Origin of the sequence: Rhizobium sp. CG5, assembly GCF_023701945.1 — a bacterium.
In the GTDB taxonomy this organism is placed as follows: domain Bacteria; phylum Pseudomonadota; class Alphaproteobacteria; order Rhizobiales; family Rhizobiaceae; genus Allorhizobium.
In genome coordinates this window covers 199,004-214,779 of record NZ_JABAEF010000002.1, presented here as the reverse complement: position 1 = coordinate 214,779, position 15,776 = coordinate 199,004, and the positions used below count along the sequence as shown (strand labels likewise).

Here is a 15,776-nt window from a genome sequence, read left to right as displayed (position 1 = left end):
CCAGGGCAACTTTTGCCCATCTACGGGCCGCTTCCGCGCCGCGACGGTATCACGTGGTCATCCGCATTTAACAAGGTTCACCCGCTCAAGCGGGCATTCGCAGTTTTCGAGGGCCGACCGTGACAATCTACCTGCCGATCGCAGAATTGTCGGTGAACATCTTCATCATTCTCGGCATGGGCGCGGCCGTCGGCTTTCTTTCGGGCATGTTCGGCGTCGGTGGCGGCTTCCTGATCACGCCGCTGCTGATCTTCTACAACATTCCGCCTGTCGTGGCTGTCGCCACGGGTGCGAACCAGGTCGTCGCCTCCTCGGTCTCCGGCGCCATTACCCATTTCCGGCGCGGCACGCTGGATATGAAGCTTGGAACCGTGCTGCTGCTGGGGGGCCTGGCGGGTGCAACGGTGGGCGTCTGGATCTTTTCCTGGCTGCGCAGTCTCGGGCAGCTCGACCTGTTCATCTCGCTGCTTTACGTGGTGTTTCTGGGCACGATCGGCTCGCTGATGCTGATGGAAAGCCTCAATGCCATGCGGCGCGCGGCGCGCAACGAGCCCGCCACGCTGAAGCGGCCCGGCCAGCACAATTGGGTGCACCGCCTGCCCTTCAAGATGCGCTTCAAGAAATCGAAGATCTATCTGAGCGTCATTCCGCTGATCGCCCTTGGCTTTTCCATCGGCATCCTGACCTCGATCATGGGTGTCGGCGGCGGCTTCATCATGGTGCCGGCGATGATCTACCTGCTGCGCATCCCAACCAACGTGGTCGTCGGAACCTCGCTGTTCCAGATCATCTTCGTGACCGCCTACACGACCATCGTGCAGGCCGCGACCAACTATTCCGTCGATATCGTGCTGGCCTTCATCCTGATGATCGCCGGCGTTATCGGCGCGCAATATGGCGTGCGCGTCGGCCAGAGGCTGCGCGGCGAACACCTTCGCGCTTTGCTGGGATTGTTGGTGTTTGCCGTCGGCGTGCGGCTGGCGATCGAGCTGGTGGCGACGCCGGCCGATGTCTATTCCGTGGCGATCGGAGGGTTTGGAAATTGATGCGCGCCCTGCTCTCTGCCCTGTTGTTGGCGTCTGCCAGCCTGCCGGCCATGCCGGCTCTGGCGCAGATCCCGTTTCTGACGCCCGATTCGACGAAGGAAAGCCTCGATATCGGCACGTCGACCAGCGAAATCGCCATTACCTCGGATTTTCGCGGCGCCGACCTGACGGTGTTCGGCTCTCTCAGCAATACGGATTCGCTTCTGCTGGCGATCGGCCAGTATGACGTGGTCGTCACGCTGGAAGGGCCGCGCACCGATGCGACCGTGCGGCGCAAGGAGCGGCTGTTCGGCATCTGGGTCAACCGGCTGTCGATGAGTTTCGAGCGGGTGCCGGAATCCTATTCGCTGGCCGCCACCCGGCCGGTTGCCAATATCTCGACGCCGCAATTGCTGTCGGAACTCGGGGTCGGCATCGACTTCCTGCCGCTGACACCGACCGGCTATTTCGGCAATGCCGTCAGTCTGGTCGATTTCCGCCAGGCCTATCGGCGGCTTCAGCAGACCCATGGGCTTTACCAGCACGACACCAACGGCGTGCGCTTCGTCAGTTCCAGCCTGTTCAAGGCAACCCTACGCCTGCCGGCCAACATTCCCGATGGGGTGCATGTCGTGCATGCCTATCTCTTCAAGAGCGGCGAGTTCATCGCGGAACGGGAGATGCGGCTGCGTGTCGTGAAGACCGGGCTGGAGCAGACGATCTCCCAGGCGGCCCATCAGAGCCCGGTGATCTACGGCATGTTCTCGGTCATGCTCGCACTGATCACCGGCTGGGGCGCCAGCCTGATCTTCCGCAAGGATTGATCAGCCAAGAAGATTGGCAAAGCGCACGGAATAGAGCCGGTCGCGGCCCAGCAGATGAGCGATCAGCGCCTCTTTGGCGAAGAGGCCGGCAAAGGCCTTGTGGCGCAGATCCAGACCGCCGGTCAAAACCCCGAAGGCCGGCATCAGCAGGCGCACACCATCTGTTGCGAAACAAGCGCGACGCACCGACTTTTCGCGGCGGCGAACGGTGGCCGAGGGATGCAGGTGCCCGGCAATTTCGCCAGCACCTGATATCAGTGACGGTTCGTGCCGGAAGGTCAGCCCGCCATAGCAGATTTCATCGGCTGACTGGCCCGGCAGGCCGCAAATGCCGTCCGGGTCGTGATTGCCGTTGATCCAGATCCATTCACGGCCACGGGCAAGCCCTTCAACCATGGTGCGGAATTCCGCCGGCATCAGCGCCGAGCCGGTGCGATCATGAAAATTGTCGCCGAGACTGATGACGATGCGCGGATCGTAGCGGGCGATGACACGCTCCAGGTTTCGAAGCGTTGCCAGCGTATCATACGGCGGCAGAAGCTGGCCGCGGCGGGCAAAGGCGGCGCCTTTTTCCAGATGCAGATCGGAGACAACAAGCAGGTCGATGTCCGGCAGGAACAGGGCGCCAGAGAGGTCGCAGCAGGCAACGACGCCATGAAGAACGATCTCCACGGTCGGGTCCGCCTGGTCTGCATCCATCCGCTGTCTTGCTGCTAAGCCTGTCATTCCCATTCCCAGTCATGGCCCTTGCCGGGCCTAAAGCGTGTCGCGATCTTTCAGATTCGCTCCTTACGCTTTATCCCTTTATTTTGCCGCATGTCGTTGTCCCGAAACCGGAGCCCACTTTCGGGCGACATGCTTTAAGCACCCTTTGCCCCACGAGAGCCGAAAATCAAACCATCACGCCATGGCCTCGCTGATCAGATCATCGGCCGCTTCGGCCAGAAGATGATCCTGCGCTTCGCCGACCACCGGTTCCTTGCCGATTTCCAGCATGATCGGCACGGCGAGCGGCGAAATGCGCTCCAGGGCCTTGTGAACGATATGGCCGTTGATTCGCTTCAGCATATCGCCAAGCCGGGCAATATCCAAAAGGCCGTTTGCCGCATCCTGCCTTGTCGCCTGTAGCAGGATGTGGTCCGGCTCGTGGGCGCGCAGCACGTCATAGATCAGATCGGCCGAGACCGTCACCTGCCGACCGGATTTTTCCTTGCCTGGATGGCGTTTTTCGATCAGCCCGGCGATCACTGCGCAGGTGCGGAAGGTGCGTTTCAACATCCAGGATTCGCCAAGCCAGGCTTCCAGATCGTCGCCCAGCATGTCTTCGTCGAAGAGATCGGCGAGCCTAAGCCGGCCGGAGCGGATCATCGTGCCGACATCCTCCAGGCCCCAGACGCCCAGAGAATAATCCGTGGCGACGAAGCCGAGCGGCTTGGCGCCCATGCGCTCCAGTCGCCGGGTCAGCAGCATGCCGAGCGTCTGGTGGGCCAGGCGGCCCTCGAAGGGGTAGATCACCATATAGAAGCGGTTGCCGCGCGGGAAGGTTTCGACCAGCAACTCGCCGCGCTTCGGCAGGACGGATTTCTCGCGCTGCAGTTCCAGCCATTCGCGCACCTGATCGGGCAGGACAGACCATTTGGCGCGATCGTCCAGCATGGAGCGCACCAGATCGGCGAGAAAGGTGGAGAGCGGAAACTTGCCGCCGGCATAGGCGGGAATTTTCGGATCCTGTGAAAAGGCGTTGGACACCAGACATTCACTCTCCCGGATACCTTCAAAACGCAACACCTTGCCGGAAAACAGAAAGGTATCGCCGGGGCTTAAGGACTCGGTGAAATATTCCTCGACCTTGCCAAGCGTCATGCCGCCGCGGCCGATCGAGCCGAGATGGTTGCGCTTGACGAGGCGGACATTCAGCATCGGCATTTCGACGATGGTGCCGAGGTTGAGGCGATATTGCTGGGCGATGGCGGGATTGGAAATGCGCCAGGTGCCGTCCTTGGTCAGGCGGATCTTGGCATAGCGCTCATAGGTCTTCAGGGCATAACCGCCGGTCGCCACGAAATCCATGATGCGGTCGAAGGTCGGCCGATCGAGTTTTGCATAAGGCGAGGCCGTGGTGACCTCGGCATAAAGATCGTCGGCGCGGAACGGTTCGGCGCAGGCCATGCCGAGCACATGCTGGGCCAGCACGTCGAGCGCGCCCTCGCCGACCGGCGGCGTGTCCTGCGCCCCGAGGTAATTGGCATCGAGCGCTGCCTGACACTCCATGACCTCGAAGCGATTGGCCGGCACCAGAATGGCGCGGCTCGGCTCGTCCATGCGGTGATTGGCGCGGCCGATGCGCTGGGCAAGACGGCTTGCCCCCTTCGGTGCGCCGACATGGATGACCAGGTCGACATTGCCCCAGTCGATGCCGAGATCGAGCGTCGACGTGGCGACCACGGCGCGCAGGCGACTGTCGGCCATGGCCTGCTCCACCCTGCGGCGCTGGCCGACATCGAGGGAACCGTGATGCAGGGCGATCGGCAGGTTGTCATCATTCACCGTCCAGAGTTCCTGGAACAGCATTTCGGCCTGGGAGCGGGTGTTGACGAACATGATCGTCATGCCGAACTGCTTCAGCGTGCGGTAGATGTCGGGAATGGCATAGCGGGCGGAATGGCCTGACCAGGGGATGCGCTGCTCTGTCTCCAGGATGGTGATATCCGGTTTGGCGCCGCCGCTGACCGTCACGAGACCGGCCAGCTGCGGCCCCTGGCCCTGCTGCGCCACCAGCCATGTCTGCAATTCCGGCGGCTCGGCCACCGTCGCCGACAGGCCGATGGTCTGCAACGACGGCGCCAATTGCCGCAGGCGCGCCAGCCCCAGCGACAGGAGATGGCCGCGCTTGGAGGTGACCAGCGAGTGCAACTCGTCGAAGATCACATAGCGCAGATCCTTGAAGAAGCGCGCCGCTTCGCCATTGGCCAGCAGCAACGCCACCTGTTCCGGCGTGGTCAGCAGGATATCCGGCGGGTTCAGCTTCTGGCGCTGGCGCTTGGCGCTCGGCGTATCGCCGGTGCGCGTCTCGATGGTGATCGGCAGGCGCATCTCTTCGACCGGCCGGGTGAGATTCCGCTCGATATCGACAGCCAGCGCCTTCAGCGGCGAGATGTAGAGCGTGTGGACGCCGGTGAAGGCCGAGCCCGGCGGGCGTTTGCCCCGCTTGGTCAGATCGACCAGCGACGGCAGGAAGCCGGCCAGGGTCTTGCCGGCACCGGTCGGGGCAATCAGCAGCAGGCTTTCGCCCGCCTTGGCCCGCGACAAAAGCTCCAACTGATGGTCGCGCGGCTGCCACCCCTTTTCCGCAAACCAGCGGAGGAAGGGGGTGGGCAGCAGGCTGCCGGCGGGATTGGACGATTTGGATTCGATTGCGCTCACGCGCAGAAAGTAATCACCCCAAACAGAAAGAGAAGAGGCAATCGCTTCCGTCGGCCTGTCTTACCGGGCGATGTAGCGGTCGCGGCGGTGGTTGAAGGCGAGCGTGATGTTGAGCACCACGGCGCCGGCCACCGAGCAGGCGATGATCACCGGGCTGGCGACGAAGAAGGAGAAGGCCAGCACCACGGCATCGAAGCCCAGTTGCACCAGGCCGGCGCGCCAACCGAAGCGGTCCTGCAGGAAGAGGGCGAGAATGCCGAAGCCGCCAAGGCTTGCCTGATGGCGAAAGAGCGCCAGCATGCCGGTGCCGACCAGCAGGCCACCGAACAGTGCGGCGATCAGCGGATCGATGTCGGAAAGCGCGATATAGCGCGGCAGCGCTTCGGTCAGCAGCGAGGTCAGAGTGACGGCGGCAAAGGTCTTCAGCGTAAAAGTCAGGCCGAAACGCTTCAGGGCCAGATAGTAGAAGGGCAGGTTGATCAGGAAGAAGATCACCCCGAAGGCAATGCCGGTCGCATAATGCAGGAGAAAGGCGATGCCGGCCGTGCCGCCGGTCAACAGGCCACCGGTGGAGAGCAGAAGCACGCCGAGCGAGGCCAGCATGCTGCCGGCGGCCAGCCCCTGCGCATCGTCCAGAACCGAATGACGCTCGGAGCTTGAGGCCCAGAGTGCAGCAAGGGCGTTGCGTGGCGGCATGTCGGGCGGTCTCCGGCTGAGATTCAGAACACTGGGTAGCGTCGTTTGATGAACCATCCACCCGTGCACTGCAGCAATACGCTGCCGGCGCCGGACGTCAAGATTGCCGGATCGGGATTTGACGCCGATCGCCTTAGCGCAGGGCGATGTAGCGGTCGGAGCGGTGGTTGACGGTCAGGAACAGGTTGAGCACGACGGCGCCGATGATCGAATAGACCACCACCATGGGGCTGACGACGAAGAAGGCGCAGGCCATGACCACGAGGTCGAAGGCAAGCTGCACGAGGCCGGCGCGGATGCCGAACCGATCCTGGATATAGACGGCGAGAATGCCCAGCCCGCCGAGGCTGGCGCGGTGGCGATAAAGCGCCAGCAGGCCGAAGCCGAGCAGCAGGCCGCCGAGCACCGCCGCCCAGATCGGGTTGATCATCTGGATCAACAAAAACCGGCTCTCGATTTCGACGAGGAAGGAGGTGGCCGCGACGGCGGCGAAGGTCTTCAGGGTGAAGTCCAGCCCGACGCGCTTGAACGACAGGATGTAGAAGGGCAGGTTGAGGACGAAGAACAGGAGACCGAAGCTGAGGCCGGTGGCATAATGCAGCACGAAGGCAAGGCCTGCCATGCCGCCGGTCAGGAGACCGACCTGCGCCAGGATATAGAGGCCGAGAGCGGAAATCATGCTGCCGGCCAACAGGCCCTGAATGTCTTCCGCGGTCGAATGACGGGCGGGATTGGTATTCCAGATGCCGAACATGCTGCCTGCCTGCGCCATGACCATTCTCTCCGGAACTGTCGGTTGTTGGCCATCAGGATGAGCGCAGTTGCCGCTTTCGGCAAGAGCGATACGTAAGGAATGCTGACCTATCGAAAAGATCGCAATTATCGGTCTCTCACCCCGTTCTGCGGGCAATAAACAGGATACCGGGAATGCGTTTCGCGCCATCCTTGCGAATGGCTGTTTTCTCCGTCGCCAGGCATTGAAATCCAAACTCTGCCAATTGCGTGCGAATATAGGATTCGGAATGCTGATATCGCATCGACTCGGCGAGGATATAGCCGCCCGCCTCGTCCGGTTCCTCCACCGAAAACGCCAGGATACCGGAGGGCGCGATCAGTTCCGCCGCCAGCAGCAGCACGGTGTCGAGACTGCCCAGATACATCATCACGTCGGCGGCGGCGACGAGATCGGCGCGGTGCCTTGCAAGCCCGTCTGCGAAAAGACCACAGGCGTCCGGACCCAAAGACAGATCGGCCTGGGCGAGCAGATCGTAGATTTCCTTCTCTTCGGCCTTCGCCAGCATGTTTGCGGACAGATCGAACCCTTCCAGCCGATCCACCCGGTCGCGGATTTCGATGCCGAGCAGGCCGGTGCCGCAGCCGAGATCCACCGCAAGATCGTAACGACGGTCGGCGCTGTCGATGCGTTTCAGCAAGGCGGTCAGCTTCTCGGGAATGCAGTAGTCGAGCTTTTCGACCAGGGAGACATCGAAGTGGTCGGCATATTCGTCGAACAGCGCCTCGACATAGCGGCTCGACGGCGCCGCAGGAACGGCGGCAACACCAAGCAGCGCCAGCTTCAGGCGGGCGCCGAACAGATCGTCCGGATCGAGTTCCAGCAGGGTCTGCAAGGCATTCGCGGCACCTGCGACATTGTTTGCCCCGCTGCGGTATTGCGACAGCTGAAACCAGCCCGCCGGCCAACCGGGCGCAAGGTCCAGCGCCTGCTCCATCAGTTCGGCGGCGGCAGCCGGATCACCACCTTCATCAAGCATCCGGGCATAGTCGGCCCGACGATCTGCCGTGGCATCGCCTGAGGATAGCTGATCGTGTCGCATGAGGAGGCTCCAAGAGGTGTGCGGTGGTCGCCGATGCCGGGCCAAAACACAAGCGCTATTTTTGGCGTGAGCAGCGGGATTGCCGCAAATCCGCTTGCGAGCCGCGATAACCGTGCCTATGTCAGGACAAACAGGAGATTTCGCATGGCGGATGGCATCAACAGGTTTCTCGGCGATTCACCGGCCCGCACGGTCATCAAGCTGGTGGTCGTGTCGCTGATCGTCGGCTTCGTGATGAGCATTTTCGGGATCTATCCGATCGACATCCTGGATGGCGTGCGCGATTTCTTCTTCGATCTCTGGCACAAGGGTTTTGCGGCGCTGGGACGGATCGGCGATTATCTGCTGCTCGGTGCCACCATTGTGATCCCGGTGTTCATCGTGCTCAGATTGTTCAACTCGCGGGCCTGACATGCAGCAGACATTGCTTCCCGCACCGTCCCGCCGGGCGCTTCTGCTATGGTCCGGCGCTGCGCTCGTCGTCGGTCTTACCGGCTGCCGCAGCAGCGATATCCTGACGACCGACGGCGGCACATCGACTGACACGACCGAAGAGGCGCTGGCGATGGTCAATGCGCTGCGGGCCAAACGCGGCCTTTCGCCCCTGGCCGCCGACAAGGCCGCCCAGGCGGCGGCCGTCATCCAGGCCAAGCGCATGGCACGGGCCGACAAGATGGCCCATCTGATCGGCATCCGGGACGATTTCAAGGATCGCATGAAGGCCTCCGACGTCGCCCTGCCAGCCGCCGAAAACATTGCCGCCGGGCAGCAGGAAACGGCCCGCGCCGTGACGGCCTGGATCGAGTCGCCAAAGCACCTGGAAAACATGCTGGGCAGCTATCGGGGCCTCGGCGTTGCCGTGGCGCGCGATCCCTCTTCCGCCAACAAGCCCTATTGGGCCATGGTGCTGTCGAGCTAGGTGATTCCCGCCTTGCAGACGGATCGCAAGGCATGAGCAAGACCACCTCCCCCTCCCCCGTTTTCGACGTGTCGCACCGCTCGGTGCTGGCCATCGCCGTGCCGATGACGCTCGGCTTCGTCCCCACGCCGCTGCTCGGCCTGACCGACACCGCCGTGATCGGCCGCACGGGCGAAGCGGCGGCCCTTGCCGGCCTCGCGATCGCCGCGGCGCTGTTCGACCTGCTGTTTTCCAGCCTCAATTTCCTGCGGGCCTCGACCACGGCGCTGATCGCGCAAGCCGAAGGACGGCGCGACAGCGCGGAAGTGTTTGCCGTGTTCTGGCGTTCGATGGCGCTGTCGGTCGGCTTCGGCCTGTTGATCCTGGCGCTCTCGCCATTGATCATCGGGACTGGCCTGTCGCTGATGGGGGCGGAGGGTGCGGTGGCCGAGGCGGCGGCGACCTATATCGTGATCCGCATTGTGGCGGGGCCGCTGACGCTGTCGAATTTCACGCTGTTGGGTTTTGTTCTCGGGCGCGGCATGGGTTCGGTCGGGCTGGCGCTGCAGATCCTGCTCAACGGCGTCAACATCGTCATGTCGATCACGCTTGGGCTGGTCTATGGCTGGGGCATTGCAGGGGTTGCCTGGGGCACCGTGATCGGCGAGGCGGCGGCGGTGCTGGCCGGCATGGCATTCGTGTTCTGGCGCTATGGTTCTAGCGCCCTGCCGCACCTGTCGATGCTGACCGACGCGGCCAAACTCAAGGATCTGTTCCGGCTGAACCGCGACATCCTGATCCGCACCTTCGCGCTGACCACCGCCTTTATTGTGATGACCCGGATCGGCGCCAGCTTTGGCGCGGTGACGCTGGCCGCCAATGCGGTTTTGATGAATTTCTTCATGATCGCCGGCTTCTATCTCGACGGTATTGCCACCGCTGCCGAGCAGATCACCGGCCAGGCGGTCGGGGCGCACTGTCGCAAGGCTTTCGTGAAGGCCGTGAAGATCACCGGCCTTTGGTCGCTGGGGCTGGCGCTTCTGAGCGTCGCCTTCTTCCTCGGGTTCGGCGTAGCGATCATCGGCTTCATCACGACCACAGCGGATGTGCGCGCCGAAGCCGTGCGTTACTTGCCTTATGCGGCACTGACGGCGCTGACTGGCGCGCTGGCCTTCCAGATGGATGGCGTGTTCATCGGCGCCACCTGGTCTGCCGCGATGCGCAACATGATGATCCTGTCGCTGGCCGGCTACCTGGCTTGCGTGGCGCTGCTGGTGCCGCTGATGGGCAATCACGGCCTGTGGATCGCGCTCAACCTGTTCCTGGCGTTACGCGGCCTGCTGCTTCTGTCGCGGCTCAGGTCTAAGCTCGATCAGACCTTTACCGACAGCCAGTGATCCAGCCGGCTGTCGCGCAGGTCGCGGATCGAGGCGACGCCTTCGCGGTCGAGCCGTTTCGACAGGTCGCGGACGATGCGGGCCGGCAGGCCGGGGCCCTCATAGACCATGCAGGAATAGAGCTGCACCAGATCGGCGCCGGCGCGGATCTTTTCGAGCGCTGTTTCGGCCGAAGATACGCCGCCGACGCCGATGATCGGCATATCGGGGCCGACGCGGCGGCGCATGCGGGCGAGTACGGCAGTCGACTTTTCAAACAGCGGCCGGCCGGACAGTCCGCCGGCCTCGCCGGCCTGGTGCTGATCCGTCAGGCCCTCACGCGACAGGGTCGTGTTGGAGACGATCAGGCCGTCGAGCTTATGGGCCAGCGCCTCGGCAGCGATATCGTCCATGCCCTCTTCGGTCAGATCCGGAGCGATTTTCAAAAAGACCGGCAGCGGGCGTCCCAATTTGGCCACTTCCGCATCGCGGGCGGCCAGAACGGCACTCAACAGGGCTGACAAGCTGTCACGCGCCTGCAGATCACGCAGGCCCGGCGTGTTGGGCGAGGAAATATTGGCGGTGAAATAACTCGCCAGCGAGGCGAACCGACGAATGCCGGCGACATAGTCGGCGACGCGGTCGTCACTGTCCTTGTTGGCGCCGATATTGACGCCGACAATGCCGTCTCTCTGGGCGCGGGCGCTGAGGCGGGCGAAGGCGGCGTCATGGCCTTCGTTGTTGAAGCCGAGCCGGTTGATCACCGCGCTATCGGCCTCCAGCCGGAAGATGCGGGGCTTGGGATTGCCCAATTGCGCCTTCGGCGTCAGCGTGCCGATTTCGGCAAAACCGAAGCCGAGGCGCAAAAGCGCATCCGGCACTTCGGCATTCTTGTCGAAGCCGGCGGCCATGCCGAGCGGATTGGCGAAGGTGAGGCCGGCCACCGTCTGGACGAGACGCGGATCGGCGGCCAAGCGGCAGGCGGGGAACAGGCCGGTTTTCAGTCCGGCGATCGACATGCCATGGGCGGTTTCCGGGTCGAACAAGAAAAGGCCTTTGCGGGCAAAACTCTTGAACACATCGATCATCGCGGCATCTCCGGGAAAACGTGAAGACCTGCGGCGTCAAGCGGCAGGGGCTTTTCCCACAACACCGCCGCCAGAGGCAGATCCGCATAGAGATGCGGGAAGAGATCGCCGCCGCGCGACGGCTCGAATTTCAGCGCTTCGCCGAGGGCTGCAGCCTCGACCGCGACCAGCAGCAGGCCGCTCACGCCGGCAAAATGCAGCCGCGCCGTCTGCACCGCCTGGGCTGCCGTCGAAAAATGGATATAGCCGTCACTCAGATCAATCGCCGCGCCCTTGAAGACACCCGCTTCCTGGGCTTTCTGCCATAATTCCATCGGCACGATCTTGTAGACTACATCTGGCATCGGGGCTGACACGGGCATTTGTCCTTGTTCGGCATTCAAGCTGGAGGGGATTTGCCGCAAATGCGGCCTCTTGTCCACGGCTGACGGCCAAGTGCACTGCTGATGCACCCATTTTTGGAGGATCACAATGAAGTCGACAACACTGCTGGCCATCATCGCCACAAGCCTGCTGTCCTCTGGCGCCCTGGCGCAGGAGGCCAGCGAAACCGGCCGCTTCCAGATGGAGAAAAGTGCAGACGGGTTCGTGCGCCTCGATACGCGCACGGGCGCGATGACGCTGTGCCGCGAGAAGGACGGCGCGCTGGTCTGCCTGATGGGTGCCGACGAACGGGCGGCCTATGAAGAGGATCTGGCCTTGCTCGAAAAGCGGGTGCAGGCGCTGGAGCAACTCGGGAAGACCGGCAGTGGATTGACAGCACCACCCAGTGCCACACCGTCCGACGAGGAGGTCGAGCGCTCGATCGGCATCATGGAACGCTTCATGCGCAGCTTCTTCGGGCTGGTTGAGGAGTTCAAGCAAAACGAGGAAAAACCTGCATCGGGAGCGCCCCAGAAAACATAGACCATTGTATATGTTCTCAGGTGACGCTAAAAGAACAAACATCGGCACCGGCGGTTGCCGGGAGAGGCTCTTGGGAGGGGGCAATCCATGACAGAACGCACGATTATCATTGCAGACGATCATCCGTTGTTTCGTGGCGCGCTGCGCCAGGCCGTCAGTGGCATGGAGGGCCACCAGACGATCGTTGAGGCCGGCGATTTCGAAACGGCCCGCCGCGTGGCGGCCCATCACCCGGAAGCCGACGTCATGCTGCTCGATCTGGCTATGCCGGGGGTCAGCGGCTTTTCCGGGCTGATGTCGCTCAGGGCCGAATTTGCCCATCTGCCGATCGTCATCGTATCGGCCACCGACGATCCGACCACCATCCGCCGGTCCATCGAGCTTGGCGCATCCGGCTTCATCTCCAAATCCTCCGGCATCGACGATATTCGTGCCGGCATCCAGGCGGTGCTGGAGGGCGACGTCTGGACACCGCGGTCCTACCACGGCGGCCAGGAACATGACCCTGATGTGGCCGACCTGATCAACCGCTTGCGCACCCTCACCCCGCAGCAGAGCCGCGTACTCGGCATGCTGGGCGAAGGCCTGCTCAACAAGCAGATCGCCTATGAGCTGGGCGTGTCGGAAGCCACGATCAAGGCTCATGTCTCGGCGATCCTGCTGAAGCTCAAGGTCGACAGCCGCACCCAGGCCGTCATCCAACTCGGCAAGATCAACATGGCGATGGTGGCCTGACCGCAGGCTCTGCCAAGGTCCGGGTTAGCGGACACATTCATGATGCTGAGCGCGGGAAAGAAGGAGGATTTTATTCCTTTGTTCTTTACTCCGAAGGCAGGCTTGATTAAAGTCGTTCCATTGCACGGTGGAAGGCGAGACCTGGCATCGCTTCCCCGGCTTTGGGGCACGGGCGACAATGCTTTCACATGAGAAAATCTGGGGCGCCATCGACAGGCTTGCCGAGCAGCATCAACTGACCGCCTCTGGCCTGGCGCGCCGCGCCGGGCTCGATCCGACATCCTTCAACAAATCCAAGCGGACCGGACCAGATGGTCGGCAACGCTGGCCCTCGACCGAATCCATTGCGAAAGTGCTGGAGGCCACCGGCGCCAGCATCGACCAGTTCATGAGCTTTTTCGGCACCGGCTCGTCCGGCAACGGAATGGGCGAGAGCGGCATGGGTGAGAGCGGTGTTGCCGCCCCTGCCGGCAATATTCCCCTGCTGGGTTTTGCCCAGGCCGGCGCCGGCGGCTTTTTTGACGATGGCGGATTTCCCGCCGGCCAGGGCTGGGATGTCGTCGAGTTTCCGGCTTCCCCGTCGCGCAGCCCCCATGTCTATGCGCTGGAGGTTCAGGGCGACAGCATGATGCCGCTCTACCGGGACGGTGACGTGCTGATCGTCGAGCCCGGGGCACAGGTGCGCCGCGGCGACAGGGTGGCGGTGAAGACCCGCGATGGCGAAGTGATGGCCAAGATCCTGGGCCGGCACAGCGCACGCTCGATCGACCTGCTGTCGCTCAACCCCGAACATGCCAACCGCAGCCTCGACATGAGCGAGGTGGACTGGATAGCGCGGATCATCTGGGCGAGCCAATAGGAATATTAACCGATGCGGCCAGTCGGCACATTCTTCACCGGTCTTGCCGGCCTTGGCCTCTGGTGCCTCGCCCTGGTGTATCTCGCCGCCGACCTCCGAGAGGTGCCCGACATCGCGAATGAGGAGGCGAGCATCCAGGCGACAACCGAAACGCCGCCGGCCCAGGCTTCGATCATCGAGAACCGGCCCGTGCGGCCCATCAGCCCCGATGCCTTCGCATCGCCGGTCGGCACAACGGATACGACCGGATTCGAGCGCATAACGCCGCGCCAGGACCCCGCCCCGGCGAAACCGGAACTAGCCGCCGTGCTGCCCCGGCCTCAGACCATTGACGCGGGGCGCCTGGCCTTCGGCGCCCGCACCCTGCAGCTTCGCGGCGTTCAGCCAACCGACCGCCAGCGGCTCTGCCCAGGCAGCGACGGCACGCAATGGCCCTGCGGCATGGTGGCGCGAACCCAGCAGCGGCTTTTCCTCCGAAACCGGTCGGTCACCTGCGATATCGCCAGCGCCAACTGGACGGGAACGATCGTGGCGGCCTGCCGCATCGGCGACACGGATATCGCCGAATGGCTGATCCGCAATGGTTGGGCGGAAGCAGCGGGTGATCAGGCTCTGATGTCGCTTTCAGAGGCGGCCCGGTCGGCCAAACTCGGCCTCTATGGCGACGATCCGCGGTAAAGGCGGTGGCTGCGTCTTGAAAGGCGGCAAGCCAGTTCTTACTCTTGCGGATAGACAACGAGGTTCCGACAGATGAATAGCCCGCTTACCACGCATGACGCCCTGATTTTCGCAATGGTCATGGTGTCCGCCGTCGATAACTCCATGAATGACAAGGAATTGGAACGCATCGGCCAGTTGGTCGACTTTCTTCCGGTCTTCAAGGATTTCGAGAAAGCCGAACTGATCCCGGTCTCGAAACGTTGCGCGGACATGCTGGCCGGACCGGAAGGCCTCGACATCACGCTTGAGACCATCCGCGACACGCTGCCGCCCCGGTTGTTCGACACGGCCTATGCGCTGGCCGTGGAAGTGGCCTCCGTCGATCTGGAGATCCGCCCGGAGGAAATCCGCATGCTGCAATTGCTGCGCGACCGCCTGTCGCTGGACAAACTGACATGCGCTGCCATCGAGCGCAGCGCGATAGCGCGCTATCGCAAGGCCTGACACCAGGTCCGCTCAGTAGAGCCCGAGGGGGAAGTAGCGCAGCGAAATCTCCTTCAGCCGACCCTTGCGCGACAATGCGGCCAAAGCACTGTCGAAGGCTTCGGCCAGGAACTGGTCCTCCTGGCGCATCATGATGGTCAGGCCTTCGCCCAAAAAACGCTCGGAGACGAAGGGTCCGTCCAGCAAGGCACAGCATTGCGCCGAGGCATCGGATGCCAGCCAGAAGGACAGTTGCAGGCCATCGGCAAAGACGGCATCGACATCGCCCTTCTTCAGGGCGTCGAGCATGGCGCTGCGGCTTTCGAAAGGCACACTGCGCAGGTCCGGGAAGAATGCCTTGAACATGGCCTCATGGGCCGTCGCCGCCACCACACCGACGGATTTTCCCCGAAGCGCGCCGACCTCCTCCACGTCGAGCCGCGCGCTGCGGTTGCGCACGAACCGGGCCGGCAGCATTGCGAAGGGTCGTGAAAAAGCAAAGCTCCGCCGCAGCTCGCCGGTCACGGCCGTGCCGGCGATCACCGCGTCGCCCTGTTTGTTGGTCAAGGCCGCCTGCAGGTCGGCAAAGGGCATGGCCTGGATCTGGCATTTGGCCTCGATGCCCAGTTCGGCGCAGATCTCGCGGACGAGATCGACCTGAAACCCGGCGAGATGCCCGGTTTGGTCGATGAAATTGAAGGGTGGGAAATCGGTCGTGGTCAGGAAGCGCAGGCGCAGCAACACCGAAAGATCCGGCCGGGGCAGCCGCTCGCGGGCATCGAAGAGAACAGGAAAGTCCGGAACCGCGCCCTCATCGGCACGCGCCATCAGCGGTGCCAGCAGGCCGAGAAGGAGGATGGTCGCTACAATTGCGCGTACCCCCCTTAAACCTAGGGATGAAACTTCTGCGCGTATCATTATGATCCATTCCGGGGATAATCTGGGGCGTCATCGGTCTGGTGACGGTT

The 15,776-nt window shown here is 63.0% G+C and carries 18 protein-coding genes; 10 read left to right on the top strand and 8 right to left on the bottom strand.

The window, feature by feature from the left end; genetic code table 11:
- Positions 1 to 119 precede the first annotated feature (119 nt).
- Complete coding sequence (locus HGO38_RS04415) at positions 120 to 1,046, top strand: sulfite exporter TauE/SafE family protein (protein WP_250954709.1); 927 nt, start codon at positions 120 to 122, stop codon at positions 1,044 to 1,046.
- A complete protein-coding gene (locus tag HGO38_RS04410; RefSeq protein WP_284739318.1) occupies positions 1,046 to 1,849 on the top strand; it encodes a TIGR02186 family protein in 804 nt (267 codons plus the stop codon). Before HGO38_RS04415 ends, HGO38_RS04410 begins: the two co-directional genes overlap by 1 nt.
- Here HGO38_RS04410 and pdeM read toward each other — a convergent pair whose 3' ends face one another.
- The 5 genes from pdeM to HGO38_RS04385 form a co-directional block, all read right to left on the bottom strand.
- Positions 1,850 to 2,575, bottom strand: coding sequence for a ligase-associated DNA damage response endonuclease PdeM (pdeM, locus tag HGO38_RS04405; RefSeq protein ID WP_250954708.1), 726 nt, complete (start codon positions 2,573 to 2,575; stop codon positions 1,850 to 1,852).
- A 174-nt stretch (positions 2,576 to 2,749) separates the two neighbouring features.
- A complete protein-coding gene (locus HGO38_RS04400; RefSeq protein WP_250954707.1) occupies positions 2,750 to 5,272 on the bottom strand; it encodes a ligase-associated DNA damage response DEXH box helicase in 2,523 nt (840 codons plus the stop codon).
- 60 nt (positions 5,273 to 5,332) lie between these two features.
- A complete protein-coding gene (locus tag HGO38_RS04395; RefSeq protein ID WP_250954706.1) occupies positions 5,333 to 5,968 on the bottom strand; it encodes a YitT family protein in 636 nt (211 codons plus the stop codon).
- Between the two features lie 133 nt (positions 5,969 to 6,101).
- Positions 6,102 to 6,740, bottom strand: coding sequence for a YitT family protein (locus HGO38_RS04390; RefSeq protein WP_250954705.1), 639 nt, complete (start codon positions 6,738 to 6,740; stop codon positions 6,102 to 6,104).
- Between the two features lie 118 nt (positions 6,741 to 6,858).
- On the bottom strand, positions 6,859 to 7,803 hold the full coding sequence (locus HGO38_RS04385) for a class I SAM-dependent DNA methyltransferase (RefSeq protein WP_250954704.1): 945 nt from the start codon (positions 7,801 to 7,803) through the stop codon (positions 6,859 to 6,861).
- A 144-nt stretch (positions 7,804 to 7,947) separates the two neighbouring features.
- Here HGO38_RS04385 and HGO38_RS04380 point away from each other — a divergent pair, with 144 nt between their 5' ends.
- Genes HGO38_RS04380 through HGO38_RS04370 form a run of 3 tightly spaced genes read left to right on the top strand, consistent with a single transcriptional unit; the run spans position 7,948 to position 10,098 of the window.
- Positions 7,948 to 8,214, top strand: coding sequence for a DUF6460 domain-containing protein (locus HGO38_RS04380; RefSeq protein WP_250954703.1), 267 nt, complete (start codon positions 7,948 to 7,950; stop codon positions 8,212 to 8,214).
- A gap of 1 nt (position 8,215) precedes the next feature.
- The gene (locus HGO38_RS04375; RefSeq protein ID WP_250954702.1) at positions 8,216 to 8,722 is read left to right on the top strand and encodes a CAP domain-containing protein; all 507 of its coding nucleotides are present in this window, start codon (positions 8,216 to 8,218) and stop codon (positions 8,720 to 8,722) included.
- Positions 8,723 to 8,754: 32 nt separating this feature from the next.
- Positions 8,755 to 10,098 carry an MATE family efflux transporter gene (locus tag HGO38_RS04370; RefSeq protein ID WP_250954701.1) on the top strand — a complete coding sequence of 448 codons (1,344 nt, stop codon included), beginning with the start codon at positions 8,755 to 8,757 and terminating at the stop codon, positions 10,096 to 10,098.
- On the opposite strand, the gene HGO38_RS04365 is transcribed toward HGO38_RS04370, so the two are convergent.
- Both HGO38_RS04365 and HGO38_RS04360 read right to left on the bottom strand, forming a co-directional pair.
- Positions 10,074 to 11,165, bottom strand: a complete 1,092-nt coding sequence (locus HGO38_RS04365) for a quinone-dependent dihydroorotate dehydrogenase (RefSeq protein WP_250954700.1) — start codon at positions 11,163 to 11,165, stop codon at positions 10,074 to 10,076. The genes HGO38_RS04370 and HGO38_RS04365 overlap by 25 nt on opposite strands.
- A complete protein-coding gene (locus HGO38_RS04360) occupies positions 11,162 to 11,527 on the bottom strand; it encodes a DUF952 domain-containing protein (protein WP_250954986.1) in 366 nt (121 codons plus the stop codon). The genes HGO38_RS04365 and HGO38_RS04360 overlap by 4 nt, the downstream gene beginning before the upstream one ends.
- A gap of 109 nt (positions 11,528 to 11,636) precedes the next feature.
- Here HGO38_RS04360 and HGO38_RS04355 point away from each other — a divergent pair, with 109 nt between their 5' ends.
- The 5 genes from HGO38_RS04355 to HGO38_RS04335 all read left to right on the top strand — a co-directional run bounded on the left by HGO38_RS04355 (position 11,637) and on the right by HGO38_RS04335 (position 14,829).
- Positions 11,637 to 12,071 (top strand): hypothetical protein, encoded by a 435-nt coding sequence (locus HGO38_RS04355; protein ID WP_250954699.1) that lies wholly within the window; start codon positions 11,637 to 11,639, stop codon positions 12,069 to 12,071.
- Positions 12,072 to 12,158: 87 nt separating this feature from the next.
- Positions 12,159 to 12,806 carry a response regulator transcription factor gene (locus tag HGO38_RS04350; RefSeq protein WP_250954698.1) on the top strand — a complete coding sequence of 216 codons (648 nt, stop codon included), beginning with the start codon at positions 12,159 to 12,161 and terminating at the stop codon, positions 12,804 to 12,806.
- A gap of 178 nt (positions 12,807 to 12,984) precedes the next feature.
- On the top strand, positions 12,985 to 13,665 hold the full coding sequence (locus HGO38_RS04345; protein WP_250954697.1) for a S24 family peptidase: 681 nt from the start codon (positions 12,985 to 12,987) through the stop codon (positions 13,663 to 13,665).
- A 12-nt stretch (positions 13,666 to 13,677) separates the two neighbouring features.
- Positions 13,678 to 14,343: a thermonuclease family protein gene (locus tag HGO38_RS04340; RefSeq protein ID WP_250954696.1), complete on the top strand. Its 666-nt coding sequence runs from the start codon at positions 13,678 to 13,680 to the stop codon at positions 14,341 to 14,343.
- Between the two features lie 72 nt (positions 14,344 to 14,415).
- A complete protein-coding gene (locus HGO38_RS04335; RefSeq protein WP_250954695.1) occupies positions 14,416 to 14,829 on the top strand; it encodes a tellurite resistance TerB family protein in 414 nt (137 codons plus the stop codon).
- A gap of 12 nt (positions 14,830 to 14,841) precedes the next feature.
- Here the strand turns inward: HGO38_RS04335 and HGO38_RS04330 are convergent, their stop codons facing one another.
- Positions 14,842 to 15,726, bottom strand: coding sequence for a transporter substrate-binding domain-containing protein (locus HGO38_RS04330; RefSeq protein WP_250954694.1), 885 nt, complete (start codon positions 15,724 to 15,726; stop codon positions 14,842 to 14,844).
- Positions 15,727 to 15,776: the final 50 nt, after the last annotated feature.